The 24,116-nt window shown below is 41.2% G+C and carries 22 protein-coding genes; 12 read left to right on the top strand and 10 right to left on the bottom strand.

Features of this window, described 5'->3' with window-relative positions:
- Positions 1-17: 17 nt before the first annotated feature.
- The gene (locus L4C54_RS03475) at positions 18-1,478 is read left to right on the top strand and encodes a sensor domain-containing diguanylate cyclase (protein ID WP_428807096.1); all 1,461 of its coding nucleotides are present in this window, start codon (positions 18-20) and stop codon (positions 1,476-1,478) included.
- Position 1,479: 1 nt separating this feature from the next.
- Here the strand turns inward: L4C54_RS03475 and dusC are convergent, their stop codons facing one another.
- Positions 1,480-2,439, bottom strand: coding sequence for a tRNA dihydrouridine(16) synthase DusC (gene dusC / locus L4C54_RS03470; protein ID WP_428807095.1), 960 nt, complete (start codon positions 2,437-2,439; stop codon positions 1,480-1,482).
- Positions 2,440-2,568: 129 nt separating this feature from the next.
- On the opposite strand from dusC, the gene L4C54_RS03465 reads away from it, so the two are divergent.
- From L4C54_RS03465 to serS, 4 genes are all read left to right on the top strand, one after another.
- Positions 2,569-3,183 carry an SEC-C metal-binding domain-containing protein gene (locus L4C54_RS03465; protein WP_428807094.1) on the top strand — a complete coding sequence of 205 codons (615 nt, stop codon included), beginning with the start codon at positions 2,569-2,571 and terminating at the stop codon, positions 3,181-3,183.
- Between the two features lie 109 nt (positions 3,184-3,292).
- Positions 3,293-3,907 carry an outer membrane lipoprotein periplasmic chaperone LolA gene (lolA, locus tag L4C54_RS03460; RefSeq protein ID WP_428807093.1) on the top strand — a complete coding sequence of 205 codons (615 nt, stop codon included), beginning with the start codon at positions 3,293-3,295 and terminating at the stop codon, positions 3,905-3,907.
- A 2-nt stretch (positions 3,908-3,909) separates the two neighbouring features.
- Positions 3,910-5,256 (top strand): replication-associated recombination protein A, encoded by a 1,347-nt coding sequence (locus tag L4C54_RS03455; protein ID WP_428807092.1) that lies wholly within the window; start codon positions 3,910-3,912, stop codon positions 5,254-5,256.
- A 104-nt stretch (positions 5,257-5,360) separates the two neighbouring features.
- Positions 5,361-6,668, top strand: coding sequence for a serine--tRNA ligase (gene serS, locus L4C54_RS03450; RefSeq protein ID WP_428807091.1), 1,308 nt, complete (start codon positions 5,361-5,363; stop codon positions 6,666-6,668).
- Positions 6,669-6,774: 106 nt separating this feature from the next.
- On the opposite strand, the gene L4C54_RS03445 is transcribed toward serS, so the two are convergent.
- The 4 genes from L4C54_RS03445 to L4C54_RS03430 form a co-directional block, all read right to left on the bottom strand.
- A complete protein-coding gene (locus L4C54_RS03445; RefSeq protein ID WP_428807090.1) occupies positions 6,775-7,251 on the bottom strand; it encodes a YchJ family metal-binding protein in 477 nt (158 codons plus the stop codon).
- A 118-nt stretch (positions 7,252-7,369) separates the two neighbouring features.
- The gene (locus L4C54_RS03440) at positions 7,370-8,581 is read right to left on the bottom strand and encodes an EAL and HDOD domain-containing protein (protein WP_428801481.1); all 1,212 of its coding nucleotides are present in this window, start codon (positions 8,579-8,581) and stop codon (positions 7,370-7,372) included.
- 86 nt (positions 8,582-8,667) lie between these two features.
- On the bottom strand, positions 8,668-9,393 hold the full coding sequence (lpxH, locus tag L4C54_RS03435) for a UDP-2,3-diacylglucosamine diphosphatase (RefSeq protein ID WP_428807089.1): 726 nt from the start codon (positions 9,391-9,393) through the stop codon (positions 8,668-8,670).
- A 40-nt stretch (positions 9,394-9,433) separates the two neighbouring features.
- Positions 9,434-9,928: a peptidylprolyl isomerase gene (locus L4C54_RS03430; RefSeq protein ID WP_428801483.1), complete on the bottom strand. Its 495-nt coding sequence runs from the start codon at positions 9,926-9,928 to the stop codon at positions 9,434-9,436.
- Between the two features lie 200 nt (positions 9,929-10,128).
- On the opposite strand from L4C54_RS03430, the gene cysS reads away from it, so the two are divergent.
- Positions 10,129-11,517 carry a cysteine--tRNA ligase gene (cysS, locus tag L4C54_RS03425; RefSeq protein ID WP_428801484.1) on the top strand — a complete coding sequence of 463 codons (1,389 nt, stop codon included), beginning with the start codon at positions 10,129-10,131 and terminating at the stop codon, positions 11,515-11,517.
- A gap of 88 nt (positions 11,518-11,605) precedes the next feature.
- Positions 11,606-12,184 carry a thymidine kinase gene (locus L4C54_RS03420; protein WP_428801485.1) on the top strand — a complete coding sequence of 193 codons (579 nt, stop codon included), beginning with the start codon at positions 11,606-11,608 and terminating at the stop codon, positions 12,182-12,184.
- Positions 12,185-12,280: 96 nt separating this feature from the next.
- Here the strand turns inward: L4C54_RS03420 and infA are convergent, their stop codons facing one another.
- The 3 genes from infA to aat form a co-directional block, all read right to left on the bottom strand.
- The gene (infA, locus tag L4C54_RS03415; protein ID WP_001040192.1) at positions 12,281-12,499 is read right to left on the bottom strand and encodes a translation initiation factor IF-1; all 219 of its coding nucleotides are present in this window, start codon (positions 12,497-12,499) and stop codon (positions 12,281-12,283) included.
- 81 nt (positions 12,500-12,580) lie between these two features.
- Positions 12,581-13,279, bottom strand: coding sequence for an arginyltransferase (locus L4C54_RS03410; protein ID WP_428807088.1), 699 nt, complete (start codon positions 13,277-13,279; stop codon positions 12,581-12,583).
- Complete coding sequence (gene aat / locus L4C54_RS03405) at positions 13,276-13,998, bottom strand: leucyl/phenylalanyl-tRNA--protein transferase (protein ID WP_428807087.1); 723 nt, start codon at positions 13,996-13,998, stop codon at positions 13,276-13,278. Before aat ends, L4C54_RS03410 begins: the two co-directional genes overlap by 4 nt.
- Before the next feature lie 269 nt (positions 13,999-14,267).
- Between aat and aroA the strand changes: the two genes are divergently transcribed.
- Positions 14,268-15,560 (top strand): 3-phosphoshikimate 1-carboxyvinyltransferase, encoded by a 1,293-nt coding sequence (gene aroA, locus L4C54_RS03400; protein WP_428807086.1) that lies wholly within the window; start codon positions 14,268-14,270, stop codon positions 15,558-15,560.
- Between the two features lie 46 nt (positions 15,561-15,606).
- Here aroA and L4C54_RS03395 read toward each other — a convergent pair whose 3' ends face one another.
- Positions 15,607-15,855 (bottom strand): YciN family protein, encoded by a 249-nt coding sequence (locus tag L4C54_RS03395; RefSeq protein ID WP_428807085.1) that lies wholly within the window; start codon positions 15,853-15,855, stop codon positions 15,607-15,609.
- Positions 15,856-16,205: 350 nt separating this feature from the next.
- Here L4C54_RS03395 and topA point away from each other — a divergent pair, with 350 nt between their 5' ends.
- The 4 genes from topA (at position 16,206) to L4C54_RS03375 (ending at position 23,184) form a co-directional block, all read left to right on the top strand.
- A complete protein-coding gene (gene topA, locus L4C54_RS03390; protein WP_428807084.1) occupies positions 16,206-18,848 on the top strand; it encodes a type I DNA topoisomerase in 2,643 nt (880 codons plus the stop codon).
- Between the two features lie 627 nt (positions 18,849-19,475).
- On the top strand, positions 19,476-20,693 hold the full coding sequence (gene glgC / locus L4C54_RS03385; protein ID WP_428801490.1) for a glucose-1-phosphate adenylyltransferase: 1,218 nt from the start codon (positions 19,476-19,478) through the stop codon (positions 20,691-20,693).
- The gene (glgA, locus tag L4C54_RS03380) at positions 20,683-22,137 is read left to right on the top strand and encodes a glycogen synthase GlgA (protein WP_428807083.1); all 1,455 of its coding nucleotides are present in this window, start codon (positions 20,683-20,685) and stop codon (positions 22,135-22,137) included. Before glgC ends, glgA begins: the two co-directional genes overlap by 11 nt.
- A 249-nt stretch (positions 22,138-22,386) precedes the next feature.
- Positions 22,387-23,184: an alpha/beta fold hydrolase gene (locus tag L4C54_RS03375; RefSeq protein ID WP_428801492.1), complete on the top strand. Its 798-nt coding sequence runs from the start codon at positions 22,387-22,389 to the stop codon at positions 23,182-23,184.
- Between the two features lie 114 nt (positions 23,185-23,298).
- On the opposite strand, the gene L4C54_RS03370 is transcribed toward L4C54_RS03375, so the two are convergent.
- The gene (locus L4C54_RS03370; protein ID WP_428807082.1) at positions 23,299-23,991 is read right to left on the bottom strand and encodes a TVP38/TMEM64 family protein; all 693 of its coding nucleotides are present in this window, start codon (positions 23,989-23,991) and stop codon (positions 23,299-23,301) included.
- Positions 23,992-24,116 lie beyond the last annotated feature (125 nt).

Raw genomic sequence — 24,116 nt, 5'->3', positions numbered from 1 at the left:
TTAGGTAGTTGTTATTAATGAAGTTACAACGACGATTTAGCCTCCGATTTGTCTTTCTTATACCACTATTAGTGTCAGTGGTACTGAGTAGTGTGGTGGTGAAAAGTCATTATGATCTCGTTAACCGTAGTATTTTGTTAGAATATGAGCGATTAAAAGAGTCCTTTTGGCGTTCGTCGAAAATTATTGCAGCACTTGATTACAGTTTTACCAACTATTATCGACATGGCGGTAAGCTATTTGTTGAACATAGCACCTTACTTGAAGATGGACTATGTAAAATTTGGCCTATTGAATCTGCATTAAGAACTAAAGGTAAATCAATCAGTATCTCGGCTGTCGATATTGACTATATGCTTGTTGGTAGCGAAGATCTTTGTGACTCCACAAGTGACGTTTACCAAAGAGCCTCTAGCCAAGTCTCCTTGGCGCCTATTCTCTCGTTTATGCATGATCTAGATAGTTATCTTATTGGTATCCATTACTCTGATAAAGAGGGATATATTGTCTCTTCTCCAGATACCATGGCGCAAGATGTAACGACAGAGTTTTTAGATACGATGAAGGTTAGACCCTACTGGAGAGAAACAGCGAAAAATCGAGGTGAAATAACAATTTCTGGTCCTATAAACTCAATCATACTTGGTAAAGAGGTGATGAGTATGACGGTTCCTGTCCATAGTGGTGATGAGTATGAAGGGCTGATTTCACTCGATATTGATATAGATTTTTTATTAAACAGTAGGGGAGAATTAAGTAGCCCAATTCGTATTATCAATAGAGATCGAGATAGTGTATCTGACTCTGCTTATTGGGTTAGAGAGTTAGTCTTTGAAGGGGTTGTTTTTAACCACTTAATTTTTTATGACTTTGACTTAAATGAAGAGATCAAACGGTTCTTTAGTCAAGAGAAGTACAGTCTACTTATTATTCTACTGGTCTATATATTTTCGGTCTTAGTTCTTTTTTACGTCAATACGAACGCTGAGAGAAGTCATTTCAGAGACTTGGCTGCTAGAGACCCTATGACGGGGCTATTAAATCGACGAGGCTTTGAGGCTTTTCTAGCTCGCACATCGCACCAGCATACATTTGCCTTAGCGGTGTTTGATATCGATAATTTTAAATCAATAAACGATACCTATGGCCATGATGTAGGGGATGATGTTATCTGTCATATCTCTGAACAGCTTGAAAAAAATATTAGAAGTGATGATGCGGTTGCACGCTTTGGTGGTGAAGAGTTCGTGGTTTACTTGAAAGGCTACGATGAAAAGCAGTTAGTTCAAATATTAGAGCGAGTTAGAGTAGCGATCAGTGAAAAATCGACGGAAGTTATAGAGCAAGGCTTTACCGTTTCAGGTGGCGCAGAGATCATGATCCCGACGTTCAATCTTGATTTCAATCAGTTGTTTAAATTGGCTGATGAAAAACTCTATCGAGCAAAAACGTCAGGTAAAAATAAGCTTATCTATTAAACTAAGAGATTGATTCTAAACACTTGGCTTGGTACAGCTTAATATGCTCAACAATCGGCTCTGCTGTCTTGAAGGTTCGAATTTCACGGAATAAATCGTTGGCTTGAGGATATTGCTGTTTTAGGTAGGCAAACCACTGCTTGACTCTATTTGGGTAATACATACCCTTATCGCCTTCCATTTCATATCGTGAATAAGCCAGTAGAAGATCAACCACCTCAGCCCAAGGCAGTGGTTTATGGTTATGTTTGACTACATTACCGAGATTCGGCACGTTAAACGCACCACGGCAAACCATTAATGAATCAATGCCAGTTGTCTCAATGCAATTTTGGCCATCTTCATAATTCCAAATCTCACCGTTTGCTATCAAAGGGATAGAAGAACTCTTACGAATCTGATTAATGTAATCCCATTTGATTTCACTCGCTTTATAGCCACCTGATTTCGTTCTCGCATGGACCGTCAATTCATCGGCCCCTGCTTTTTCAATCGCTTCAACAATGTTGAAACAATCGTCAGGGTTATCCCAACCTAAACGGATCTTGGCTGATACGGGAATATCACTTGGCACAGCTTCACGGCATGCTTGGATTACATCATGTATTAGTTCAGGGTGCTGTAACAAAGCTGCGCCACCTCGGCTTTTATTCACTAAGCGAGCAGGGCAACCAAAGTTCAGATCAATGCCTTTGGCACCAAGTTTTGCAGCTTGAATAGCATTTTTTGCCATCCATTTAGGGTGCTGACCAAGTAGTTGAACGTGGACTGGAACACCGGATTTTGTTTGTGATCCTGTTTTTAGTTCAGGGCAAAGTTTATGAAAGACATGCTCAGGAAGTTCTTGTTCACTTACTCGCACAAATTCAGTAACACAGAGGTCGTAATCATTAATCTCTGTCAGAATTTCTCGCATTAAGTGGTCTAGAACGCCCTCCATAGGGCCAAGAATGACACGCATATATTATTGCCTTTACACTGTTGTAGAATTATTTTCGCCGCGCGATTGTAGTGGCTCTCGATTAGATTGTCACTAAAGCCTTGCTTCAGGTTATAATAATCGCTGATTTAATTAACTTCACAAAATGACATGACCTATCAGCTTTTAAATTTAGACACCCTACCTTGTAACGAATCTGCTCAATATATTGAAGGCGCTATTTTAGCCGCTAACTTTGCGGTAAAGCCTATTGCTCCAGAAGCGTGGTTAGGAGAAGTGTTCTCTGAGGTGACTCCTGACGCGGTGGGTAAAGTAACGGAACAGATACATATTCAATTTAACCGATTGCAACGTAGTGAGTATGCACTGGCATCACTATTGGAATTGGATAGCACAACAGAAAAATTAGCTGATTTTGCCGAAGGATTTATGGAGGTTTGGCCAATTATAGAGGCCAACTGGCAAGTAATTCAGTTGAATGATGGGTCATTACGAATGCTGCAAGCGCTGATCACCACGTTTATGTTGGCAATTGACGAAGAGCAGACACAGCAGCAAATGAAAGATGCTGGAATTGAAACGCCTCCTGCACTCGGTGATTTTATCGATCAACTAGATCTCATGGTAGCTGAAGTTGCCTTAGCTGCTGATGAAGCAATGGCGGGTGGAAAAAGTCAAAGTGTGAATCCGTATAAAGAGATTGGCCGCAACGATTTATGCCCTTGTGAAAGCGGTAAAAAATTCAAGCAGTGCTGTGGAAAATAACCAATCTGAATATCGACCCTGTAAAGAATTAATGAAAACAGCGAACATTTCTCGAATCTGTTGTCTTAATACATCGTGTATTTGAGTTTAAGCAATCTGGAGTATTTTAATGAAAAAGTGGTGTCTTCTACTGTTAGTTAACTGTTCTGTACTAATGAGTTCTTCTGTATTTGCCTCACCTAAAGAAGAACTGAGTGCCCGTTTAGCTTTGAACGATGGATTTAGCGCAGACTTTAGTCAACAAATTGTTAGCCCTGACGGCGACATTGTTATGGAAGGTCAAGGTAGAGTTGAAATAGCACGACCAAGTAAATTCCGTTGGGAGACAACATACCCTGACGAAAATTCGTTAATCTCTGACGGTGAGACGCTTTGGTATTACAGCCCTTTTATCGAACAAGTGAGCTTATATTGGCAAGAGCAGGCTGTTGAGCAAACGCCTTTTGTACTACTTACTCGAAACGTTGAAAGTGATTGGAATAACTACAGTGTTTCTCAGCAAGATGATCGTTTTACACTAACACCGACATCGGTTGATTCAACTCAAGGTCAATTTCAAATCGATATCAATACGAAAGGCATTGTGAAAGGCTTTAACGTCATTGAGCAAGATGGACAGAGAGGCTTATTTAGCTTTAGCAATGTGAAATTAGATCTTCCTGCCACTGAACGATTTACGTTTGTTGTTCCAGAAGGTGTAGAGGTTGATGATCAAAGGAACTAGCCATGAGTAACTTGAGCTTAGATTTTTCTGGTGATGAGGATTTTCGCCCTTTAGCTGCTCGCATGAGACCAGAAACCATTGAACAGTATATTGGGCAGCAGCACATCCTTGGTCCTGGAAAACCGCTTCGTCGTGCTCTAGAGGCGGGGCATATACACTCAATGATTCTTTGGGGCCCTCCTGGCACCGGAAAAACGACTTTAGCTGAAGTTGCCGCCAATTACGCAGATGCAGAAGTTGAGCGTATTTCAGCGGTAACGTCTGGTATTAAAGATATTCGAGCTGCGGTAGAGAAGGCGAGAGAAAATCAACAAGTCGGTAAAAGAACCATTTTGTTTGTGGATGAGGTTCACCGTTTTAATAAGTCTCAGCAAGATGCGTTTTTGCCACACATAGAAGATGGAACAGTAACGTTTATTGGTGCAACGACAGAGAATCCGTCGTTTGAACTGAACAATGCACTGTTGTCACGTGCGCGTGTGTATAAGCTTACTTCGCTATCCAATAATGAGATTTTACAAGCGGTTCAACAAGCATTAGATGATAGCCCTAGAGGGCTTGGTGAGGTCAAAGCGCAGTTCCACGACAATGTGTTAGATCGACTGGCAGAGCTGGTTAATGGTGACGCTCGAATGTCGCTTAATTATCTTGAACTGTTGTTCGACATGGCAGAAGAAGAGCAGGGCATTAAACAAGTGACATTGCCGTTACTGGCGGAAGTCGCCGGTGAAAAAGTCTCTCGCTTTGATAACAAAGGAGATATTTGGTACGACCTTATTTCCGCAGTTCACAAGTCTATTCGAGGGTCAAACCCTGACGGAGCACTATATTGGTCTGCTCGAATGATTTCAGCTGGGTGTGATCCTCTTTATATCGCCAGACGTTTACTTGCAATCGCATCTGAAGATATTGGTAATGCCGATCCTAGAGCGATGCAAATAGCTATCTCAGCGTGGGACTGTTTCACTCGTGTCGGCCCTGCGGAAGGTGAAAGGGCTTTGGCCCAAGCCATTGTCTATCTAGCGTGCGCACCAAAAAGTAATGCAGTCTATACCGCATGGAAGAAAGCACTGTCTGATGCTCAAGAGTATCCGGAATATGAAGTGCCACATCATTTGCGAAATGCGCCTACAAGCTTAATGAAAGATATGGGGTATGGAGCTGAATATCGTTACGCGCATGATGAGCAAGGTGCTTATGCTGCCGGTGAGGTGTATCTACCTCCAGAAATGAGTCATATACGTTACTACCAACCGACAAATCGTGGCTTGGAGACAAAAATTGGCGAAAAGTTAGATTACTTGGCTAATTTAGACGCAAATAGCCCACAAAAGCGCTATGAAAAGTGACCATTTTTGGATACATTTGTTCGATTAAAATTTCTTTACGTATCACTCTTTTAATAAGAGCCATTTTGATGCGTTTTTCACAACTATAAGGCATAGGATTAGCAATGCTGGATTCTAAATTACTTCGCACTGAGCTGGATGAAACAGCTGCAAAATTAGCACGTCGCGGTTTTAAACTTGACGTAGAAACAATCGGTCAACTTGAAGAGCAACGTAAATCCATTCAAGTAGAAGTTGAAAATTTACAATCCACGCGTAATTCCATCTCCAAACAAATCGGCCAAAAAATGGCGAGCGGAGATAAAGAAGGCGCTGAAGAGATCAAAAAACAGATTGGTTCTTTAGGCAGCGATCTTGAAGCTAAGAAAGCAGAGCTGGTTGTTGTTCAAAATCAACTTGAAGAGATTACATTGTCGGTTCCTAACCTTCCTGATGATGAAGTTCCAAATGGTAAAGATGAGAGCGAAAACGTTGAAATTTCACGTTGGGGCGAACCAAAATCTTACGATTTTGAAGTCAAAGATCATGTGGACCTTGGTGAGCTAAGTGGTGGGCTAGATTTCGCTAGTGCGACTAAGATTACCGGTGCTCGTTTTATCGTAATGAAAGGAAAATTTGCTCGCCTACACCGCGCAATCGCTCAGTTCATGCTTGATCTACACACTGACGAGCATGATTACACTGAGATGTACGTACCGTACCTTGTTAACGCAGATAGTTTATTTGGTACAGGTCAGCTACCTAAATTTGGTAAAGATCTTTTCCATACAGAACCATTAGTAGAGAAAGTGAGTGATGAAGAGCCGCGTAAGCTTTCGTTAATTCCAACAGCAGAAGTACCAGTAACAAATATGGTTCGTGACACTATCACTGATGAAGCTGATCTTCCTCTTAAGATGACAGCTCATACACCATGTTTCCGTTCTGAAGCGGGTTCATACGGTCGTGATACTCGTGGTCTTATTCGTATGCACCAATTTGACAAAGTTGAACTTGTGCAAATTACTAAACCTGAAGATTCAATGAATGCGCTTGAAGAGTTAACGGGTCACGCTGAGAAAGTGCTTCAATTACTAGAGCTTCCTTACCGTAAAGTGATTCTTTGTACTGGCGACATGGGCTTTGGCTCGAGCAAAACTTATGACTTAGAAGTTTGGGTCCCAGCACAAAAGACTTACCGTGAAATCTCTTCTTGTTCGAACATGGGTGATTTCCAAGCTCGTCGTATGCAAGCCCGTTTCCGTCGTAAAGGTGAGAAGAAGCCTGAGCTTGTTCATACATTGAATGGCTCTGGTTTGGCTGTAGGTCGTACAATGGTTGCGATTCTTGAAAATAACCAAGAAGCAGACGGCCGTATCGCAATCCCGACAGTGCTACAGAAATACATGGGTGGCGTAACTCACATCGGTTAAGACTGATGTGTAGTAATACGACATTTGGTAATAGATAGCAAAAAGCCGACCAGTAGTCATATTGGTCGGCTTTTTTAGTTCTAATGATCGAGCTAATTGACGCCGTTTAACTACAGCATTTTTTAAACTTCTTTCCGCTTCCACATGGGCAAGGGTCGTTTCGTCCGACTTTAGATACTGAAGGAGCTTCTTCTTGCTCTACCATGACCCCATCGATGTAGTACCAAAGGTCGTCATGTTTGAGAAAACGGGATTTTTCTTGCATGCAGTACTGTTGACCTTCGTCGTTGAAGTAGGCCTTAAATGAAACAAACCCTTCATTTTCATCCTTACCGTCTTGTGTGTTAATCACCTCGAGCTTGCACCAGTCAGAGTGTATCGACTCTGTAATCGCTGCTCTAGACTCTTCAGCGAGGCAACTAGAGTGATAAGTTGCGATAACAAAATCTACCAGTTTTAGAACGTGTGCACTATAACGGGCACGCATTAGCTGTTCGGGACGTTTCGCTAGCGAATGATTTTGATGGATGGGTTTACAACATGTTTGATAACTCAACGAGCTATCACAAGGGCAAACAGACATATTAGATTCCAGAAGGCGTAATGAGCCGCTATTTTAGAGGTGACAGAAAGTGAAGTAAATCACTACAGCGAACTCGCTTTAGATGAGTACTTTTGCATTTAAAAAATAGTGAACAATGTCAGCTTGCAGAGAGAAGATCAGCTGTCCATTTTACGGATTCATCATAGCTTTTTGTGATGGCATCGTTAGTCAGGTTTAATTGACCAGATAGAACAGTAACATTGTCCCAATCTGCTTTTTCGTATGCTTTCACTAGAGCTAATGTCTGCCCTAGTACACCGGACTCATGACTTAAGGCTTCCTTCACTTCTTCTTCGATTGGCATTTCACTGACAAGGTCTTCAAGGGGTTGATCGAGTAAACTGTCAAGAAGTGAAAACATCCCAGTAAGGAAAGCGTTCCCTTCACTAATATTAGTTTGATGTTGAGTATAAATAAGCTCACAAAAACGGGCTCTTTGAACCGACAGTCCGTAAAGATAATCAGGCTTGGACTCTTGTGTTGAGGCGATTGCAACTAACGAGATAAACTTCCTTAACTTTTCCGCACCTAGGTAAACAAGCGCTTGCTTAAAGGAGCCAATCTTAGTGCTGACCGTTGACGAAGAGTTAACAAATGTCAGAAGTTTATAGGAGAGTGTTAGGTCAGTGCTCACTAACTCTTCTATAGATTTGTAATCAATATCCTCTTTTGCCACTTCCTTACAGAGCTGAATCAGGGTCATGAAAGAGGGCTCAAGCGCTTTTCTTTGGATAATCTCAGGTTTACTAAAGAAATACCCTTGGAAATAATCGAATCCTGCGTCTTTTGCTTCCTGAAATTCTTTGTGTGTTTCTACTTTTTCAGCTAGGAATTCAATTTTGCCTTTTGGGATTTTTTGAATAAATTGTTTTGATTTCTCAATAGAGATAACTCGAATATCAAACTTGATGATGGAAACATAAGGAAGAAACTGCTTCCACTCTTTGCTGGGAACAAAATCATCGAGTGCGATTTTGTAGCCTTGTTTGGCCATCTCTTTAACCGCTTCTAACAGTTCAGAACTTGGTTGGCAGTCCTCCAATATCTCCACAACGAGATTGTCTGCAGGAAACAATGAAGGAACTCGGTTGATGAGACTCTGATACGGGAAGTTAACAAATCCTAGATTATCGCCCAGCGTCGAATAATGCGTAGATAAGAAATGATCCGACAATAAGCGGCTAGTGGCTAGGTCGGGATCAATTTCTGGAAAGCTATTATTAAGCCCATCTCTAAACAGTAATTCATAACCAATGGTCTTTTTCTCACGATCCAAAATTGGTTGACGAGCGATATAGGAATATTTCAAATTATTCTCTTGATGTACATGTTTTTACAAAAATAGCAAATGAAACATATATATAGCACACGCTTCATTCATCTCAGCTGATTTGGCTATTGAAACGATTTTGTTTTTAAATCAAACCCATTTTCATCATAGACCAAAATTGAACCTTGGGTATACCAGTCACCCAATACAATACGAATGCCTTCACCGGATGACACGTTCAACCTATGAATATTTGGTCTGTGCGTGTGGCCGTGGATCATGAGGTCGACACTGTACTTATCCATAACTGAAACCACTTCGTCTGGAGTGACATCCATGATGTCCAGTGACTTAGTTTGTTTTACTTCTTTTATGTCGGTTTGAACCTTAGAGACAATCTTTTTCTTAATGACAAATGGGATATGATTAAACACCCATTGAAGCCAAGGTTGGTGGACTTTTTTACGATATTCTAAGTATTTAACATCCAAGGTACACAAGGTATCACCGTGTAAAATCACCGCTTTTCGTCCATAAAGATCGATAACGGTTTCATCTTCTAATAGGGTCATCCCTGTTTGTTTAGCAAAACGCTTCCCCACGAGAAAATCTCGATTACCCTGAGTGAAGTAACATTTGATCCCTAAGTCCGTTAAGCGTTTAAACTCTTGCTGAATCTGTATGGAAAAATCAGAATTGTCGTCATCACCGATCCAAAACTCAAACAAATCACCTAATACATAAAGAGTTTTTGCATGAATGGCTTCATTTCTCATGAAGTCGAGGAAGCATTGAGTAATGTCGGGACGAGAAGGGGATAAGTGTAGGTCTGAAATAAATAATGTAGTCATAATAAAAAAGGAGAGTACGAACCGTACCCTCCTAACTCTGTTACTCTTCGATTGTAGTACCAGTAATCAGTACTTCTTCTAGAGGTACGTCTTGGTGCATACCCATAGTGCCAGTGCTAACTTCTTTGATCTTGTTAACAACGTCCATACCTTCAACAACTTCTGCAAATACACAGTAACCCCAACCGTCCATGCTTTCAGAGCGGTGGTCTAGGAAGTTGTTGTTGTTTACGTTGATGAAAAACTGAGAGCTTGCTGAATGTGGTTCCATCGTACGAGCCATTGCCAATGTACCTACTTTGTTGCTTAGGCCATTGTTTGCTTCGTTTTTGATCGTTGCACGAGAAGGCTTTTCACGTAAGCCAGACTCCATGCCACCACCTTGAACCATGAAACCATCGATTACACGGTGGAATAATGTGTTGTCGTAGAAACCATCACGACAGTACTGTAAAAAGTTTGCACACGTTTCTGGTGCTTTTTCTTCATTTAGTTGGACTTTAACGTCGCCGAAATTAGTATGAAGAGTGATCATGATTATACCTTTGCTCATGTTTTTTGACATTAGTTCGAGATTCTATATCAAGTCCGATCATTTTAATACGCGGATTATCATAGAAACGGCTAATGAATTCACGTTTATCATGAGATTTTGGTCGTCGTGGGATTACCTAAAAAGCTATGACTTGATATACTGAGTCACTATTTTATTTCACCTAATATTAGATAGAGATCATGTTAAAGATATATAACACACTCACGAGACAGAAAGAGGAATTCAAACCAATCAATGCCGGAAAGATAGGCATGTATGTCTGTGGGGTAACCATATACGATCTCTGTCATATTGGTCATGGTCGTACTTTTGTCTCTTTCGATGTGGTTTCTCGTTACTTACGTTACTTAGGCTTTGATCTTAACTTCGTTCGTAACATTACCGACATCGACGATAAGATCATTAAGCGAGCAGCAGAAAACGGCGAGTCATGTGATTCTTTGACTGAGCGTTTAATCGCTGAAATGCATGAAGATTTTGATGCATTGAATATGAAGCGTCCAGATGTTGAACCACGTGCGACAGAGTACATCCAAGAAATCATTGAATTAGTTGAAAAGCTGATTGAACGTGGCTTTGCTTATGTTGCTAGTAATGGTGATGTGATGTTTGAAGTTAAAAAGTATGACGAATACGGCCGCCTTTCTGGTCAAGATCTTGAACAGTTACAAGCGGGTTCTCGCGTGACTATTGAAGAAGCCAGTGTAAAACGTAGCAGCATGGACTTTGTACTTTGGAAAATGTCGAAGCCGGGTGAACCAACATGGGAATCACCTTGGGGTCCTGGCCGCCCTGGTTGGCACATTGAATGTTCCGCGATGAACTCTTCTATTCTTGGTAACCACTTTGATATTCATGGTGGTGGTTCAGATTTACAATTCCCACACCATGAAAATGAAATTGCACAATCTTGCTGCGCACATGGCACTCAGTATGTGAATACTTGGATGCACAGCGGCATGGTGATGGTTGATAGAGAAAAGATGTCAAAGTCACTGGGTAACTTCTTTACTATTCGTGATGTGCTGACTCACTACGACGCAGAGACAGTTCGCTACTTCTTGATGTCAGGCCACTATCGCAGTCAGCTTAACTATAGCGAAGAGAACTTAAACCAAGCTCGCGCTTCATTAGAGCGACTATATACCTCTCTTAGAGGCCTAGACTTATCTGTTCCTGCTGCTGGTGGCGAACAGTACATTTCTCGATTCTCTGAAGCGATGAATGATGATTTCAATACGCCTGAAGCTTATTCAGTCCTGTTTGAAATGGCGCGTGATATTAACCGTATCAAAGCGGATAACATTCAAAAAGCGAGCGAGCTTGGCAGCCTAATGCGTGAACTTGCCGATGTTATCGGTATTTTGCATCAAGAGCCGGAAGCTTTTCTAAAGGGTGATTCAGCCGATAACGATGAAGTGGCTGAGATTGAAGCAATGATAAAGCTGCGTAATGACTCTAGAGCTTCAAAAGACTGGGCTAACGCAGACGTTGCAAGAGACAGGCTCAATGAAATGGGCATTGTTCTTGAAGACGGTGCAGATGGCACTACTTGGCGTCGTAAGTAATTGAAGAAAGGGCTAATTTATTAGTCCTTTCTTATTTGAATCTCTTTTTATATTTTCGATTTACACATTAGCACTGTAGGTACTTTCTGTGGCACAAATGTACTTCTATTACTCAGCAATGAATGCGGGTAAATCAACAACACTTTTACAATCATCGTTTAACTATCAAGAGCGTGGAATGACACCGGTTATTTTTACCGCAGCTCTTGATGACCGTTATGGTATTGGTAAGGTGAGCTCACGTATCGGTCTTCAATCGGAAGCTCAGCTTTTTAGACGTGAAACAAACCTTTATGAAGAAATCTCACACCTTAACGAGATTGAAAAGCGTCACTGCATTTTAGTCGATGAATGCCAGTTCTTATCAAAGGAACAAGTGTATCAACTTACTGAAGTTGTCGATAAATTGAATATACCGGTGCTTTGCTACGGTTTAAGAACCGACTTTCTAGGTGAGTTGTTTGAAGGTAGTCAATATCTTCTATCTTGGGCTGACAAGCTTGTAGAGCTTAAAACGATTTGTCACTGTGGCCGTAAAGCGAACATGGTGATCAGAACAGATGAAGCAGGTAACGCGATAGCCGAGGGTGATCAGGTCGCGATTGGTGGCAATGATCGCTACGTTTCAGCTTGCCGTCGTCACTACAAAGAAGCACTAGGCAAGTAATAAACAGCAACTAAATAGCAGACAACAAAAAGCGGAGCATAGTGCTCCGCTTTTTGTTGTATTCGATTAATTCAGATTGCGCTAGGCAGTCAGAGATTAACGAGCACGGAAGACGATACGGCCTTTAGATAGGTCGTATGGAGTCATCTCTACAGTTACTTTGTCACCAGTAAGAATACGAATGTAGTTCTTACGCATTTTACCAGAGATGTGAGCTGTAACTACGTGACCGTTTTCTAGCTCAACACGGAACATTGTGTTTGGAAGAGTATCAAGGACAGTGCCTTGCATCTCAATTACGTCTTCTTTAGCCATTTAATCCTCTTTAGAAATTTGGCAATCTTAACGGGTCATACTCGCCGCTAAAATGGGAATTATGTAAAGTTGGAGCGTATTCTACCCTTGCCAACGTTGATTTACTAGCCTTTGATGACGATGAAACCGGACTTTATAGTTCATTGCTGCACATTCATCTATCTGGTAACCCAAATAGAGCCACTGTTTGCCTTGTTCAAGGCAGTATTCTAGCTGACAGAGAACGCCGAGCGTTCCAAGTGAAATAGTTACATCAGGGTCAAAAAACGTATAAAAAGCACTCGCACTATTACTCATAACGTCAGTAACGGCGATGGCAACCAACTTATCTTCCAGATAGATATGTAAGAACTTGGTGTTTAGCCATGCGCAATTTGAGAATTTTGCAAACTCCTCACATTTAGGGGGAAACATACTGCCTTTCTGATGGCGAGTGTTTATGTAGTGGGAGTAAAGCTCAAACCAACTTTGATCCATCTCTTCTTTCAATTCCCAACGATAATTGTTTGCCTTGTTTTTAAGGCGCCGTTGGCTCTTAGAAAGAACAAACTCAGGAACAGATACACGCAATGCATTACAAGATTGGCAATTATCACAATGCGGTTTATAGATGGTGTCCCCACTACGACGAAACCCATTCGCCAGTAATACCTCATAGCTTGAAGGTGAGTGCATTTGTGTATCAAGAGCCACAGCCACACGTTCATCTCTATCTTCAAGATAACTACAAGGGTGGCTATCGGTTAAGCCGATTCTGATCTGTTGAATATCAGAGCTCATTTATGTTCCTCTAACGGAGATGCTAACCATTGGGCACTAAAGCAATTCATACTGACTTGTTGGTGTTTTAATAATAGCAATGATTCTAAAAATTCGTCACGTGGTAGTTCGCTCGCCCCTAATGATTCTAGGTGGGCATTCATCACTTGGCAGTCTATCAATTGCCCACCATGTTTTTGAAAATGATGACAAAAATACCAAAGAGCAATTTTTGACGCATTATCTTTTAAACTAAACATCGACTCACCACAAAATAATGTGCCGACCTGTATTCCATATAGACCACCAATAAGGTGCTCTTCTTGCCAAACCTCCACAGAGTGGCAGTGGCCTTGTTTGGATAACTCAATATAGGCGTTTTGCATTTCGTCGTTGAGCCATGTCTCTTCAGCCGGGCGAACTTGACCGCACAACTGTATAACCTGTTCCGTAGCCTGATTGATACTGATCTGGTATTGCTGCTTTTTTTGAAACTTCTTTACACTCTTTGATGGCGTATAGGTTATGGGCTCAAATACCGCCCTCGGGGCCGGGCTCCACCATAGAATGGGCTCACCCGGGCCATACCAAGGGAAAATACCGTGCTGATAGGCGGCGTAGATTCGCTTGGCCGAGAGATCACCGCCAAAAGCAAGCAAACCATTGGGCTCTGGCAACGCTTCATAAGGAGAGGGGAAATCAAATTTAGTGGGGGATAACTCGGTTAAATAGATAGCCATATAAGAGTGTTAAATATTGAAAGCTAGAGTGTTCATTAATGGTATTCACTTTTTCACCATTTGTCAGTATATGTTGGCAATCTAGCGCTATTTTGATTGTCAATAGGTTGGCGATCAAAACATAAATTCAGAGCGTAAAATTTTTATAACGAATCATGGATTAGCTCTGGAGTTCACCAATAATTTTAGTTAGTCTGCAAGTACGAAGAATTTTCATCACTGCTTAGCTCAAGGAAGTGCGGCGGTGATACCGAGGATATGAAATTTTAATGGAAAGCCTTACGTTACAACCAATAGAAAAAGTAAATGGCGTTGTGAACTTGCCCGGTTCAAAAAGCGTCTCTAACCGTGCGTTACTACTAGCGGCTCTTGCTAAAGGTACGACACGTTTAACCAACTTGCTTGATAGTGATGATATTCGTCACATGCTCAATGCCTTAACTCAACTGGGTGTGACCTATCAATTGTCGCAAGATAAGACAGTATGTGAAGTGGTTGGTCTTGGTGAAGCGTTTAACGTAGAGCACGCTCAAGAGCTCTTTTTAGGTAATGCAGGAACAGCAATGCGTCCACTAGCGGCTGCTTTGTGTTTAGGTTCAGGTGAATTCGTATTGACGGGTGAACCTCGTATGAAAGAGCGTCCTATTGGTCACTTGGTTAACGCATTGCGCCAAGCAGGGGCGAATATCGAATATCTAGAGAACGAAAATTATCCGCCACTGAAAATTAAGGCGACTGGATTAGAATCTGGTTCAGTATCCATTGATGGTTCAATCTCTAGTCAGTTTTTAACAGCGTTCTTGATGTCAGCGCCATTGGCAAAAGGCGATGTAACGATCAATATCGAAGGCGAGTTAGTCTCTAAGCCTTATATCGATATCACTCTTCATATAATGAAGCAGTTTGGCGTCGAAGTTATTAATAACAACTATCAATCCTTTATCATTAAAGCAGGTCAAAGTTACGTGGCGCCGGGAGATTTTCTTGTTGAAGGAGATGCATCTTCCGCCTCTTATTTCCTAGCGGCTGCTGCCATTAAAGGCGGTGAAATTAAAGTGACGGGAATTGGTAAAAATAGCATTCAAGGTGACATTCAATTCGCTGACGCACTTGAAAAAATGGGCGCTGAAATTGAGTGGGGAGACGATTATGTTATCTCTCGTTGTGGTGAGCTCAATGCCATCGATATGGACTATAACCATATTCCAGATGCGGCGATGACTATTGCTACAACGGCGTTATTTGCTAAAGGTACCACCGCTATTCGTAACGTATACAACTGGCGAGTAAAAGAGACGGACCGCCTTGCTGCCATGGCTACTGAATTACGTAAAGTAGGTGCGGAAGTTGAAGAAGGTGAAGATTACATTATCATCAAACCGACATCTGAATTGAAGCACGCAGCCATTGATACTTATGACGATCACCGTATGGCCATGTGTTTCTCATTAGTTGCACTTAGTGATACTGCAGTTACCATCAATGATCCTAAGTGCACATCTAAAACGTTCCCAGGATATTTTGAAAAGTTATCTGAACTAAGCGCTAAATCTACCTTATAGATAAACTGTAGTTTGAAGCTAAAAGCTTGCCAAATGGCAAGCTTTTTTAATGTTGGATAGTGAACTCTTTAGAAAGGTGAAGAGCTAAATATTTGAACATATTGAATACGGCTGTTGTGTTTGCAGTAGGTAAGCCATTTTCATCTAAAAAATACTCACCTTTAAAGACCAATACTTCTTCTTTTTCTTCAACTGATGTTGCTCTCATTCCTTCGATATAATCGTCATGTTCTTGAATGATTTGATTAGCAATCAGTAGTAGGTCGAACTGGGCAATCGGTTTTTTTACACTCATTATTGAAATCTTTTTAGCTAATTCGTTATTTGGCTCTAGTGTATGTGAGAAAAAAGGAATTTCAATTAGAATCGTGACATCGGATTATGTGATTTACGACTAAGTTTTATGTGAAGTACTAGAAACACAACGACTTGGGCGTTTAGTATGTGCCAACTTATTGAGGCGTGATTCATTTCTTTCTTCGACACTTTATCGGTGAATTTGCTGAATTGTCGACCAATTGAATTTATTTTTTTAAAAAAGATATTGATCTTCTTGTAATCTCGCTCAATAGTAAAAAAAGAATAAGCATTTAAGTATGTCATGCGATAAATTTTCGCGCAGCGATTAAGGACATTTGAGTCAATATGGGTAAATCACTCGTTATAGTGGAATCACCAGCCAAGGCAAAAACTATTAATAAGTACCTTGGTAAAGATTTCATCGTTAAATCTAGCGTCGGTCATGTCCGTGATCTTCCGACTGCTGGTCAAAGCACCGGCAAAAAAGCTGCAGCTATTTCTACTAAAGGGATGAGTGTTGAAGAGAAAGCACGCATCAAGAAAGAGAAAGACCGCAAAGCTCTCATTAAAAAAATGGGCATCAATCCGTTTAAAGATTGGGAAGCAAACTACCAAGTCCTTCCCGGTAAAGAGAAGGTTGTAGCTGAACTACAAAAACTGGCTAAAGACGCAGATTATGTCTATCTCGCAACCGATTTGGATCGCGAGGGAGAAGCTATCGCATGGCACCTTCGTGAGATCATCGGTGGCGATGAAGAGCGATATAAGCGAGTTGTATTTAACGAAATCACTAAAAATGCAATCCAACAGGCATTTGAAACACCTGGTGAGTTGAATATGGATGGTGTCAATGCTCAACAAGCGCGTCGTTTTATGGATCGCGTTGTTGGGTTTATGGTGTCACCACTACTTTGGAAAAAAGTAGCACGTGGTCTGTCGGCTGGCCGCGTACAGTCAGTAGCCGTGAAATTACTTGTTGAGCGTGAGCGTGAAATTAAAGCGTTTATTCCAGAAGAGTTCTGGGATATCCATGCAGATACGCTGACCAGTACAGAAACAAATTTCCGTTTACAAGTTGCTCAAAAAAATGGCGTGGCGTTTAAGCCGACCAATGAGCAAGAAACTCAAGCTGCGGTTAGCGTATTAGAACACGCCGCTTACGAAGTATGTAAACGTGAAGATAGACCAACATCAAGCAAACCTTCAGCGCCATATATCACGTCGACACTGCAGCAAGCTGCGAGTACACGTCTAGGTTATGGTGTGAAAAAGACCATGATGCTCGCTCAAAGGCTCTATGAGGGTGGTTACATCACTTATATGCGTACTGACTCAACTAACTTGAGTTCAGAGGCTGTAGAGACGGTTAGAGAGTTTATCAACAGCGAATATGGTGAGAGCTACCTCCCTGCGAAACCGCTAGTGTACGGAAGCAAAGAAGGGGCTCAAGAGGCTCACGAAGCGATTCGTCCGTCTAGCGTTGAAGTGAAAACAGAAGATTTGCAAGGAATGGAGCCAGACGCTCAGAAAGTTTACACTCTGATCTGGAATCAATTTGTTGCGTGTCAAATGACCAAAGCCAAATACGATTCAACCACAGTAAGTGTTAAAGCTGATGAGTATACGCTGAAAGCGAAGGGCCGAATTCTAAAGTTTGACGGTTGGACACGCGTTCAGCGTCCCCTTGGTAAAAATGAAGATCAAATTCTACCTGCTGTTCAGGTAGGCGATACACTGAAGCTTGAAACTCTAGACCCTAAGCAGCACTTTACCAAGCCGCCAGCACGATTTACGGAAGCTGCATTGGTTAAAGAGCTTGAGAAGCGTGGTATTGGTCGTCCTTCAACGTATGCGTCTATTATTTCAACGATTCAAGATCGTGGTTATGTGAAAGTAGATCAGCGCCGTTTTTATGCTGAGAAAATGGGTGAAATCGTTACCGATCGTCTAGACAACAGTTTTGATGATTTAATGAACTTCGATTTCACAGCAAGAATGGAAGCTAAGCTTGACCAAGTAGCAGAAGGTCATACTGATTGGAAAGGCGTATTAGATAACTTCTTTACTGACTTTACCGGTGATCTAGAGAAAGCCGACCTTGATGAGTTAGAAGGCGGAATGAAGCCAAACAATATCGTTGAAACTGATATTGAATGTCCGACTTGTTCACGCACTATGGGTATCCGTACCGCTTCAACAGGCGTATTCTTAGGCTGTTCTGGTTACGCGTTATCCCCTAAAGAGCGTTGCAAAACAACAATCAACTTAGGTGATGAAGATGGCGTCATCAATGTTTTAGAAGAAGACGTTGAGACTGAAGCGCTTCGTGCGAAAAAACGTTGCCCTATCTGTGAAACCGCGATGGATGCGTATCTTATCGATGAAAAGCGTAAGATGCATGTGTGTGGTAACAACCCTAACTGTGATGGCTATGTTGTCGAGTTTGGTGAGTTTAAAGTCAAAGGCTATGACGGCCCGCTGGTAGAGTGTGATAAATGTTCTGCAGATATGGTGCTTAAAAACGGTCGCTTTGGCAAATACATGGACTGCACAAGCGAGACATGTAAGAACACGCGTAAGATCTTACGAAATGGCGAAGTCGCGCCACCGAAGGAAGACCCGGTTCATTTACCTGAATTACCCTGTGAAAACTCAGACGCGTACTTCGTGTTACGAGACGGTGCTTCTGGTCTGTTTATGGCCGCGAGTAACTTCCCTAAATCTCGTGAAACAAGAGCGCCATTAGTGTCTGAATTGGCTCGATTCAAAGAGAGACTGTCGCCGAAGTTCATTTATTTAGCCGACGCTCCAACGGAAGATCCGGATGGTAGGCCAACGGTTGTTCGCTTTAGTCGTAAGTCGAAAGAGAACTATGTTCGCTCTGAAATAGACGGCAAACCGTCAGGTTGGACCGGTCTTTATATTGACGGCAAATGGGAAATTACCGATAAGCGGAAAAAGCCCAAGAAAACTGAAACGAAGAAATAAAGGAAAAGCAGCTCATTGAGCTGCTTTTTTTGTTCCAGAATAGAGACAAAGGACGAGAGCTTTGCGCTATTTAATGATATTCCGCAAGATGGTTGTAACATAATGTGTCTACGATTGTTGAGTGACAATTTTACTACAGTCTAGCTATCCAAGTTTTAGTTCTGGTTTCTAAGTGAAGCCAGTGCCGAAACGAAGTAGTTACACATATTCATTATCAGCTAATTATTATTCACGAAAATTAACATTTTTTGCCTCAATATCGTACATAGTAAATGTTATAACAATTGTGATATTCACTCGATTACTAAGTGTTTTGTCAGTTATAACTCAGTTGGCGCAAGGGCTGGTCGTACCTTAATGGCTTGTTTTATAATTGTTGCTAACTTGTTTTTGTGCTCGAAATATATGTGAGCTAGGCAAGACTGTCAGAATGTAGTTTGCGATTAGCTAACGTAATTGCATATTTAAAATTGTAATTATTTGGGAAGCAGTTAACGTATATGCGCCTGTTTGTGCAAATTGTGCGATAGACACATGCTTTACATAGGTTATGGACAATAGCGCCGCCCCCAATACTAATAAAAATGGCGCGAAAAAATAAATAATATAATAAATATGGAGAAAAAAATGGCTGGTGTTTTAGGAATGATTCTTGCGGGAGGCGAAGGTTCTCGCCTTAGACCTCTCACTGAATCTCGCAGTAAGCCTGCGGTTCCTTTTGGTGGAAGCTATCGATTAATCGATTTTGCACTGAATAACTTTGTAAATGCAGACTTGATGCGTATCTACGTATTGACTCAATTCAAATCCCAATCTCTGTTCCACCACATGAAAAAAGGTTGGAACATTAGCGGAATTACAGATCGTTTCATCGATCCGATTCCAGCTCAAATGAGAACAGGTAAACGATGGTACGAAGGTACTGCAGATGCGATCTACCAAAACCTTAGGTTTATTGAGCTTGCTGAACCAGAACATGTATGTATTTTTGGTTCGGATCATATATATAAAATGGACATTAAGCAGATGCTTGATTTCCACAAAGAAAAAGAAGCAGCACTGACTGTTTCTGCACTCCGTATGCCACTAGCTGAAGCGTCACAGTTTGGTGTTATCGAAGTTGATATTGAAGGTCGTATGGTTGGCTTTGAAGAGAAACCAACGAACCCTAAAGCTATCCCAGGTGATCCAGAGAATGCGCTAGTTTCTATGGGTAATTACATCTTTGAAGCAAACAGCCTTTACGCTGAGCTTATCGAAGATGCAGATAAAGAAGACTCTTCGCACGATTTCGGTAACGACATCATTCCAAATATGTACCCACGTGGTGACGTATTTGTTTATGACTTCAGCACCAACAAAATCACAGGCGAAAAAGAAGAAGTATATTGGCGTGATGTAGGTACGATTGATGCGTACTGGCAAGCTCATATGGACTTATTGAAGAAAGATGCTCCTTTCTCTCTATACAACCGTAAGTGGCCTCTACATACGTTCTATCCAGCACTTCCGCCAGCAACGTTTACCGATTCAGATAACGGTCGAGTTCAGATCATCGATAGCTTGGTTTGTAATGGTAGCTACGTACGCGGTTCAAGAATTGAAAAATCGGTACTTGGGTTTAGAAGTAACATTGCATCAGCGTGTGACATTAGCGAAAGTATCTTGCTAGGTGATGTTAAGATCGGTGAAGGCTGTGTATTACGTCGCGTTATTGTTGATAAGAATGCAGATATCGCTCCGGGCACTCAAATTGGTGTGAACTTGCAAGAAGATAAGAAGCGCTATCACGTTTCAGAAGATGGTGTTGTAGTCATTGGAAAGAGTGCAAAAATTGGCTACTAAAAAACTTTCAATCTTATTTGTTGCTTCTGAAGTTGAAGGATTGATCAAAAGTGGTGGCTTAGCGGATGTTGCTAAGGCACTGCCCGAATCCTTGTTAAATTTGAAACAAGATGTTCGTCTCGCCATTCCTGCTTATAGTCAGATACCTGATATTGAAAAAGCAGAAGTGTTGCTTGATACTCAGCTAGAAACGTCACCGCATACTCAGTATCAAGTGGTTCAAACTGAAGTTGCAGGCGTACCTGTTTATGCTATTCGTTGTGAGAAATATTTTTCTCGCAACGAAATGTATGCAGAAAACAATCAAGCTTATGCTGATAACGCTGAACGTTTCGCATTTTTTAGTGCGGCGAGTTTAGATATGTTACCTAAACTTGGTTTTCAGCCAGACATTATTCATGCAAACGACTGGCATACAGGTCTTGTACCTTATTTTCTTAAGGTTCGTCACCAGGCTGATTCTTTTTATAGCTCGATGCGCAGCGTTATATCTATTCATAATGCCGTATTTAAAGGTGTATTTAGCTATGATGAATTGCAGGCTGTGCCGGAGTTTAGTACCAGGCATGTTCCAGAAGCCGCAGTGAGTGAAACACATATTACGATGCTTAAGGCAGGCGTAATATGTGCTGATAAAATAAATGCAGTGAGTCCTACCTACGCAGAAGAGCTAAAAACTGAGCTCGGTAGCCATGGTATGGCGCATGAATTTAATCTACGTAAAGACGATTTAGTCGGCATCCTCAATGGCTGTGATTACTCATCTTGGAATCCTGAAACTGATGCTTATTTGCCTAAAAAATACCGTGCAACAAAGCAGAGTATGATTCGTGGTAAAAAAGCGACTCGTCAGGCTCTTCAAGAAGAAGTGGGGTTACCAGTCAAAGATGTTGCTGTCTACGGTATGGTTTGTCGCTTAACGCAACAAAAAGGTGTTCATTATTTGTTGCCTATTTTGCATGAGTTCTTGAAGCATGATGTACAGCTTGTGATTGTGGGTACCGGTGACCCTATACTCGCAAGTAAGCTTAAAGATATCGCTGCACAATTCGGTGATAAGTTTGCATTTGTTGAAGCTTATAATAATAAGCTTGCCCATTGGGTAGAAGCGGGTTCTGATTTCTTTTTAATGCCGTCAGAGTTCGAGCCTTGTGGTCTAAATCAAATCTATAGCATGGCTTATGGTACGCTTCCTATTGTTCGTGGTGTTGGCGGGCTTAAAGACAGTGTAACAGATTATGATGATGAGCCTGATAAGGGGACTGGTTTTGTCTTTACTAAGCCAACTCCAGAAGCATTGTTGATCACGTTACTTCGCTCTTTACTGCTTTATGCACAAAATACCGCAGAAATTCGTAGATTGCAGCTCGATGCAATGAAGCAGAATTTCTGTTGGGAAAAAGCAGCGAAACATTACTTAGAGATGTACCGTAGTACTCGATAGTCTGCGCGAATACTTAGTTTTATTTGCTATCAGAAAGCGCCTTAGGGCGCTTTTTTTGTGGTCAGATCTGAAGCAATCTTCGCATAAATACGGTTGTTTAGGCCCAATCATGTTACTAATTATTGCTTAGGGCGACAGCTGGTCCACCATTTCACGTACCTTTAGCGGTCGAAGAATAGTAATTGCATGGTAATGTGGTAGTCTTCTACGCTCAGGATAATAATTATTTCACTTAGGTTTTATTGAATAATGTCACAAACTTTACTTTTCCATAAGACATATGAACACCCTACGAGTAACGAGTGGGTTGTTTTTGTGCATGGTGCGGGAGGGAGCTCGTCGATATGGTTCAAACAAATCAAAGCTTATAAAGAACACTTCAATATTCTGTTGCTTGATCTGCGTGGCCACGGTAAATCCAATCACTTCATCAAAGATATTATTTCTAACCGCTACACATTTAAAGAAGTAACCTTAGATATCTTAAAAGTACTGGATCATGTGAAAATTCGTTCGGCACATTTTGTCGGAATGTCTTTAGGCACCATTATTGTTCAGAATATTGCAGAAATTGCTTCAGAACGTGTTCATAGCATGGTGTTAGGCGGAGCGGTAACTCGTCTCAACACGCGATCGCAAATACTAATTAAACTTGGTGACTTAAGTAAGCACATTATCCCTTATATGTGGTTATATCGCCTATTTGCTTATGTCGTTATGCCACAGCGTAATCAAAAAGAGTCGCGACATATGTTTGTGCGCGAAGCTAAAAAATTGTGCCAAAAAGAGTTTAAACGTTGGTTTATTCTAACGGCGGAAGTAAACCCATTAATGCGATACTTTAAGCATAGAGCAATGCCAATTCCTACTCTGTATCTAATGGGAGAGCAAGACTATATGTTTATTCAACCTGCAAAAGAGATGGTAGCGGCGCACCATGACAGTCAGCTTCTTGAAATTCCTGATTGTGGACATGTATGTAATGTCGAACGCCCTGAAGAGTTTAATCGTCACTCTATCGAGTTTATTAAAAACTGTAGTCGTTAAAGTTTAAGGCTCTTCAAATAATACACAGGCTTGCATTTTGCAGGCCTGTATTCGTTTAGATGTACTTTCACATTCACTCTTTTTCATGCACTCGGTTTAGGTCGATCGATGAGTCTATGCTTCATTGTGTTTTTTTACTGAGGCATTTTTTAATAGACCCATGACTTTTTTAGTGATGATAGGAAAAAGACCAAGTAGGACAAAGGATAAAATGACGGGGAGTGAAACAATACCGGATAAACTTTCAATCTTCGCAAGTTGGGTACCAGCGTTAAGATACACTGCCGTGCCCGGTAGCATGCCCAATTGACTTACAAGATAAAATCGAGCGGCTGAGATAGGTGTTAAGCCCATCAGCAAATTGATTAGAAAGAAGGGTACGACTGGAATAAGCCTTAATGTAAATAGATAGAAAGCCCCATCTTTTTTAACACCTTCATTAATTGTAGAGAGCTTATCTCCAAATTTGTTTTGTACCCATTCTTTAAGTAGAAAGCGGCTGCTAAGAAATGCAAGAGTCGCCCCAATCGTGCTGGCGAAAGATACAAGCAAAAGACTGGTCCAAAAACCAAATAACGCAGCGCCTAGTAGTGTCACAACAGCTGCGCCAGGTATAGATAATGCGGTAACAACAATATAAATCCCAAAGTAACTTAATGCAGCAACTAAGAAATTAGACTCAATGAATTGTGCTAGAGACTCTTGTTGTGCTTTTGCATTATCTAACGTTAGTAGCTGCCCATAATTAAGAGTAAGGAAGATAATGATGCCGATAAGTAAGAGGCCGAGGAAAAGTTTTTTGTTCATAAATATAGAGCCGATGAGTTTTGGGTGTGCCTATTAAGAACAGCATTAAGACGTAAAAATTTCAATAACAACGAACAATTATTCGATATAGGAACAGAAGGCATTAAAAAAGCCAACGTATTGAC

Origin of the sequence: Vibrio lamellibrachiae (assembly GCF_050337265.1) — a bacterium.
Classification (GTDB): Bacteria; Pseudomonadota; Gammaproteobacteria; order Enterobacterales; family Vibrionaceae; genus Vibrio; species Vibrio kyushuensis.
The sequence above is the reverse complement of the archived record's forward strand: the minus strand, read 5'-3'. Positions and strand labels throughout refer to the sequence as shown.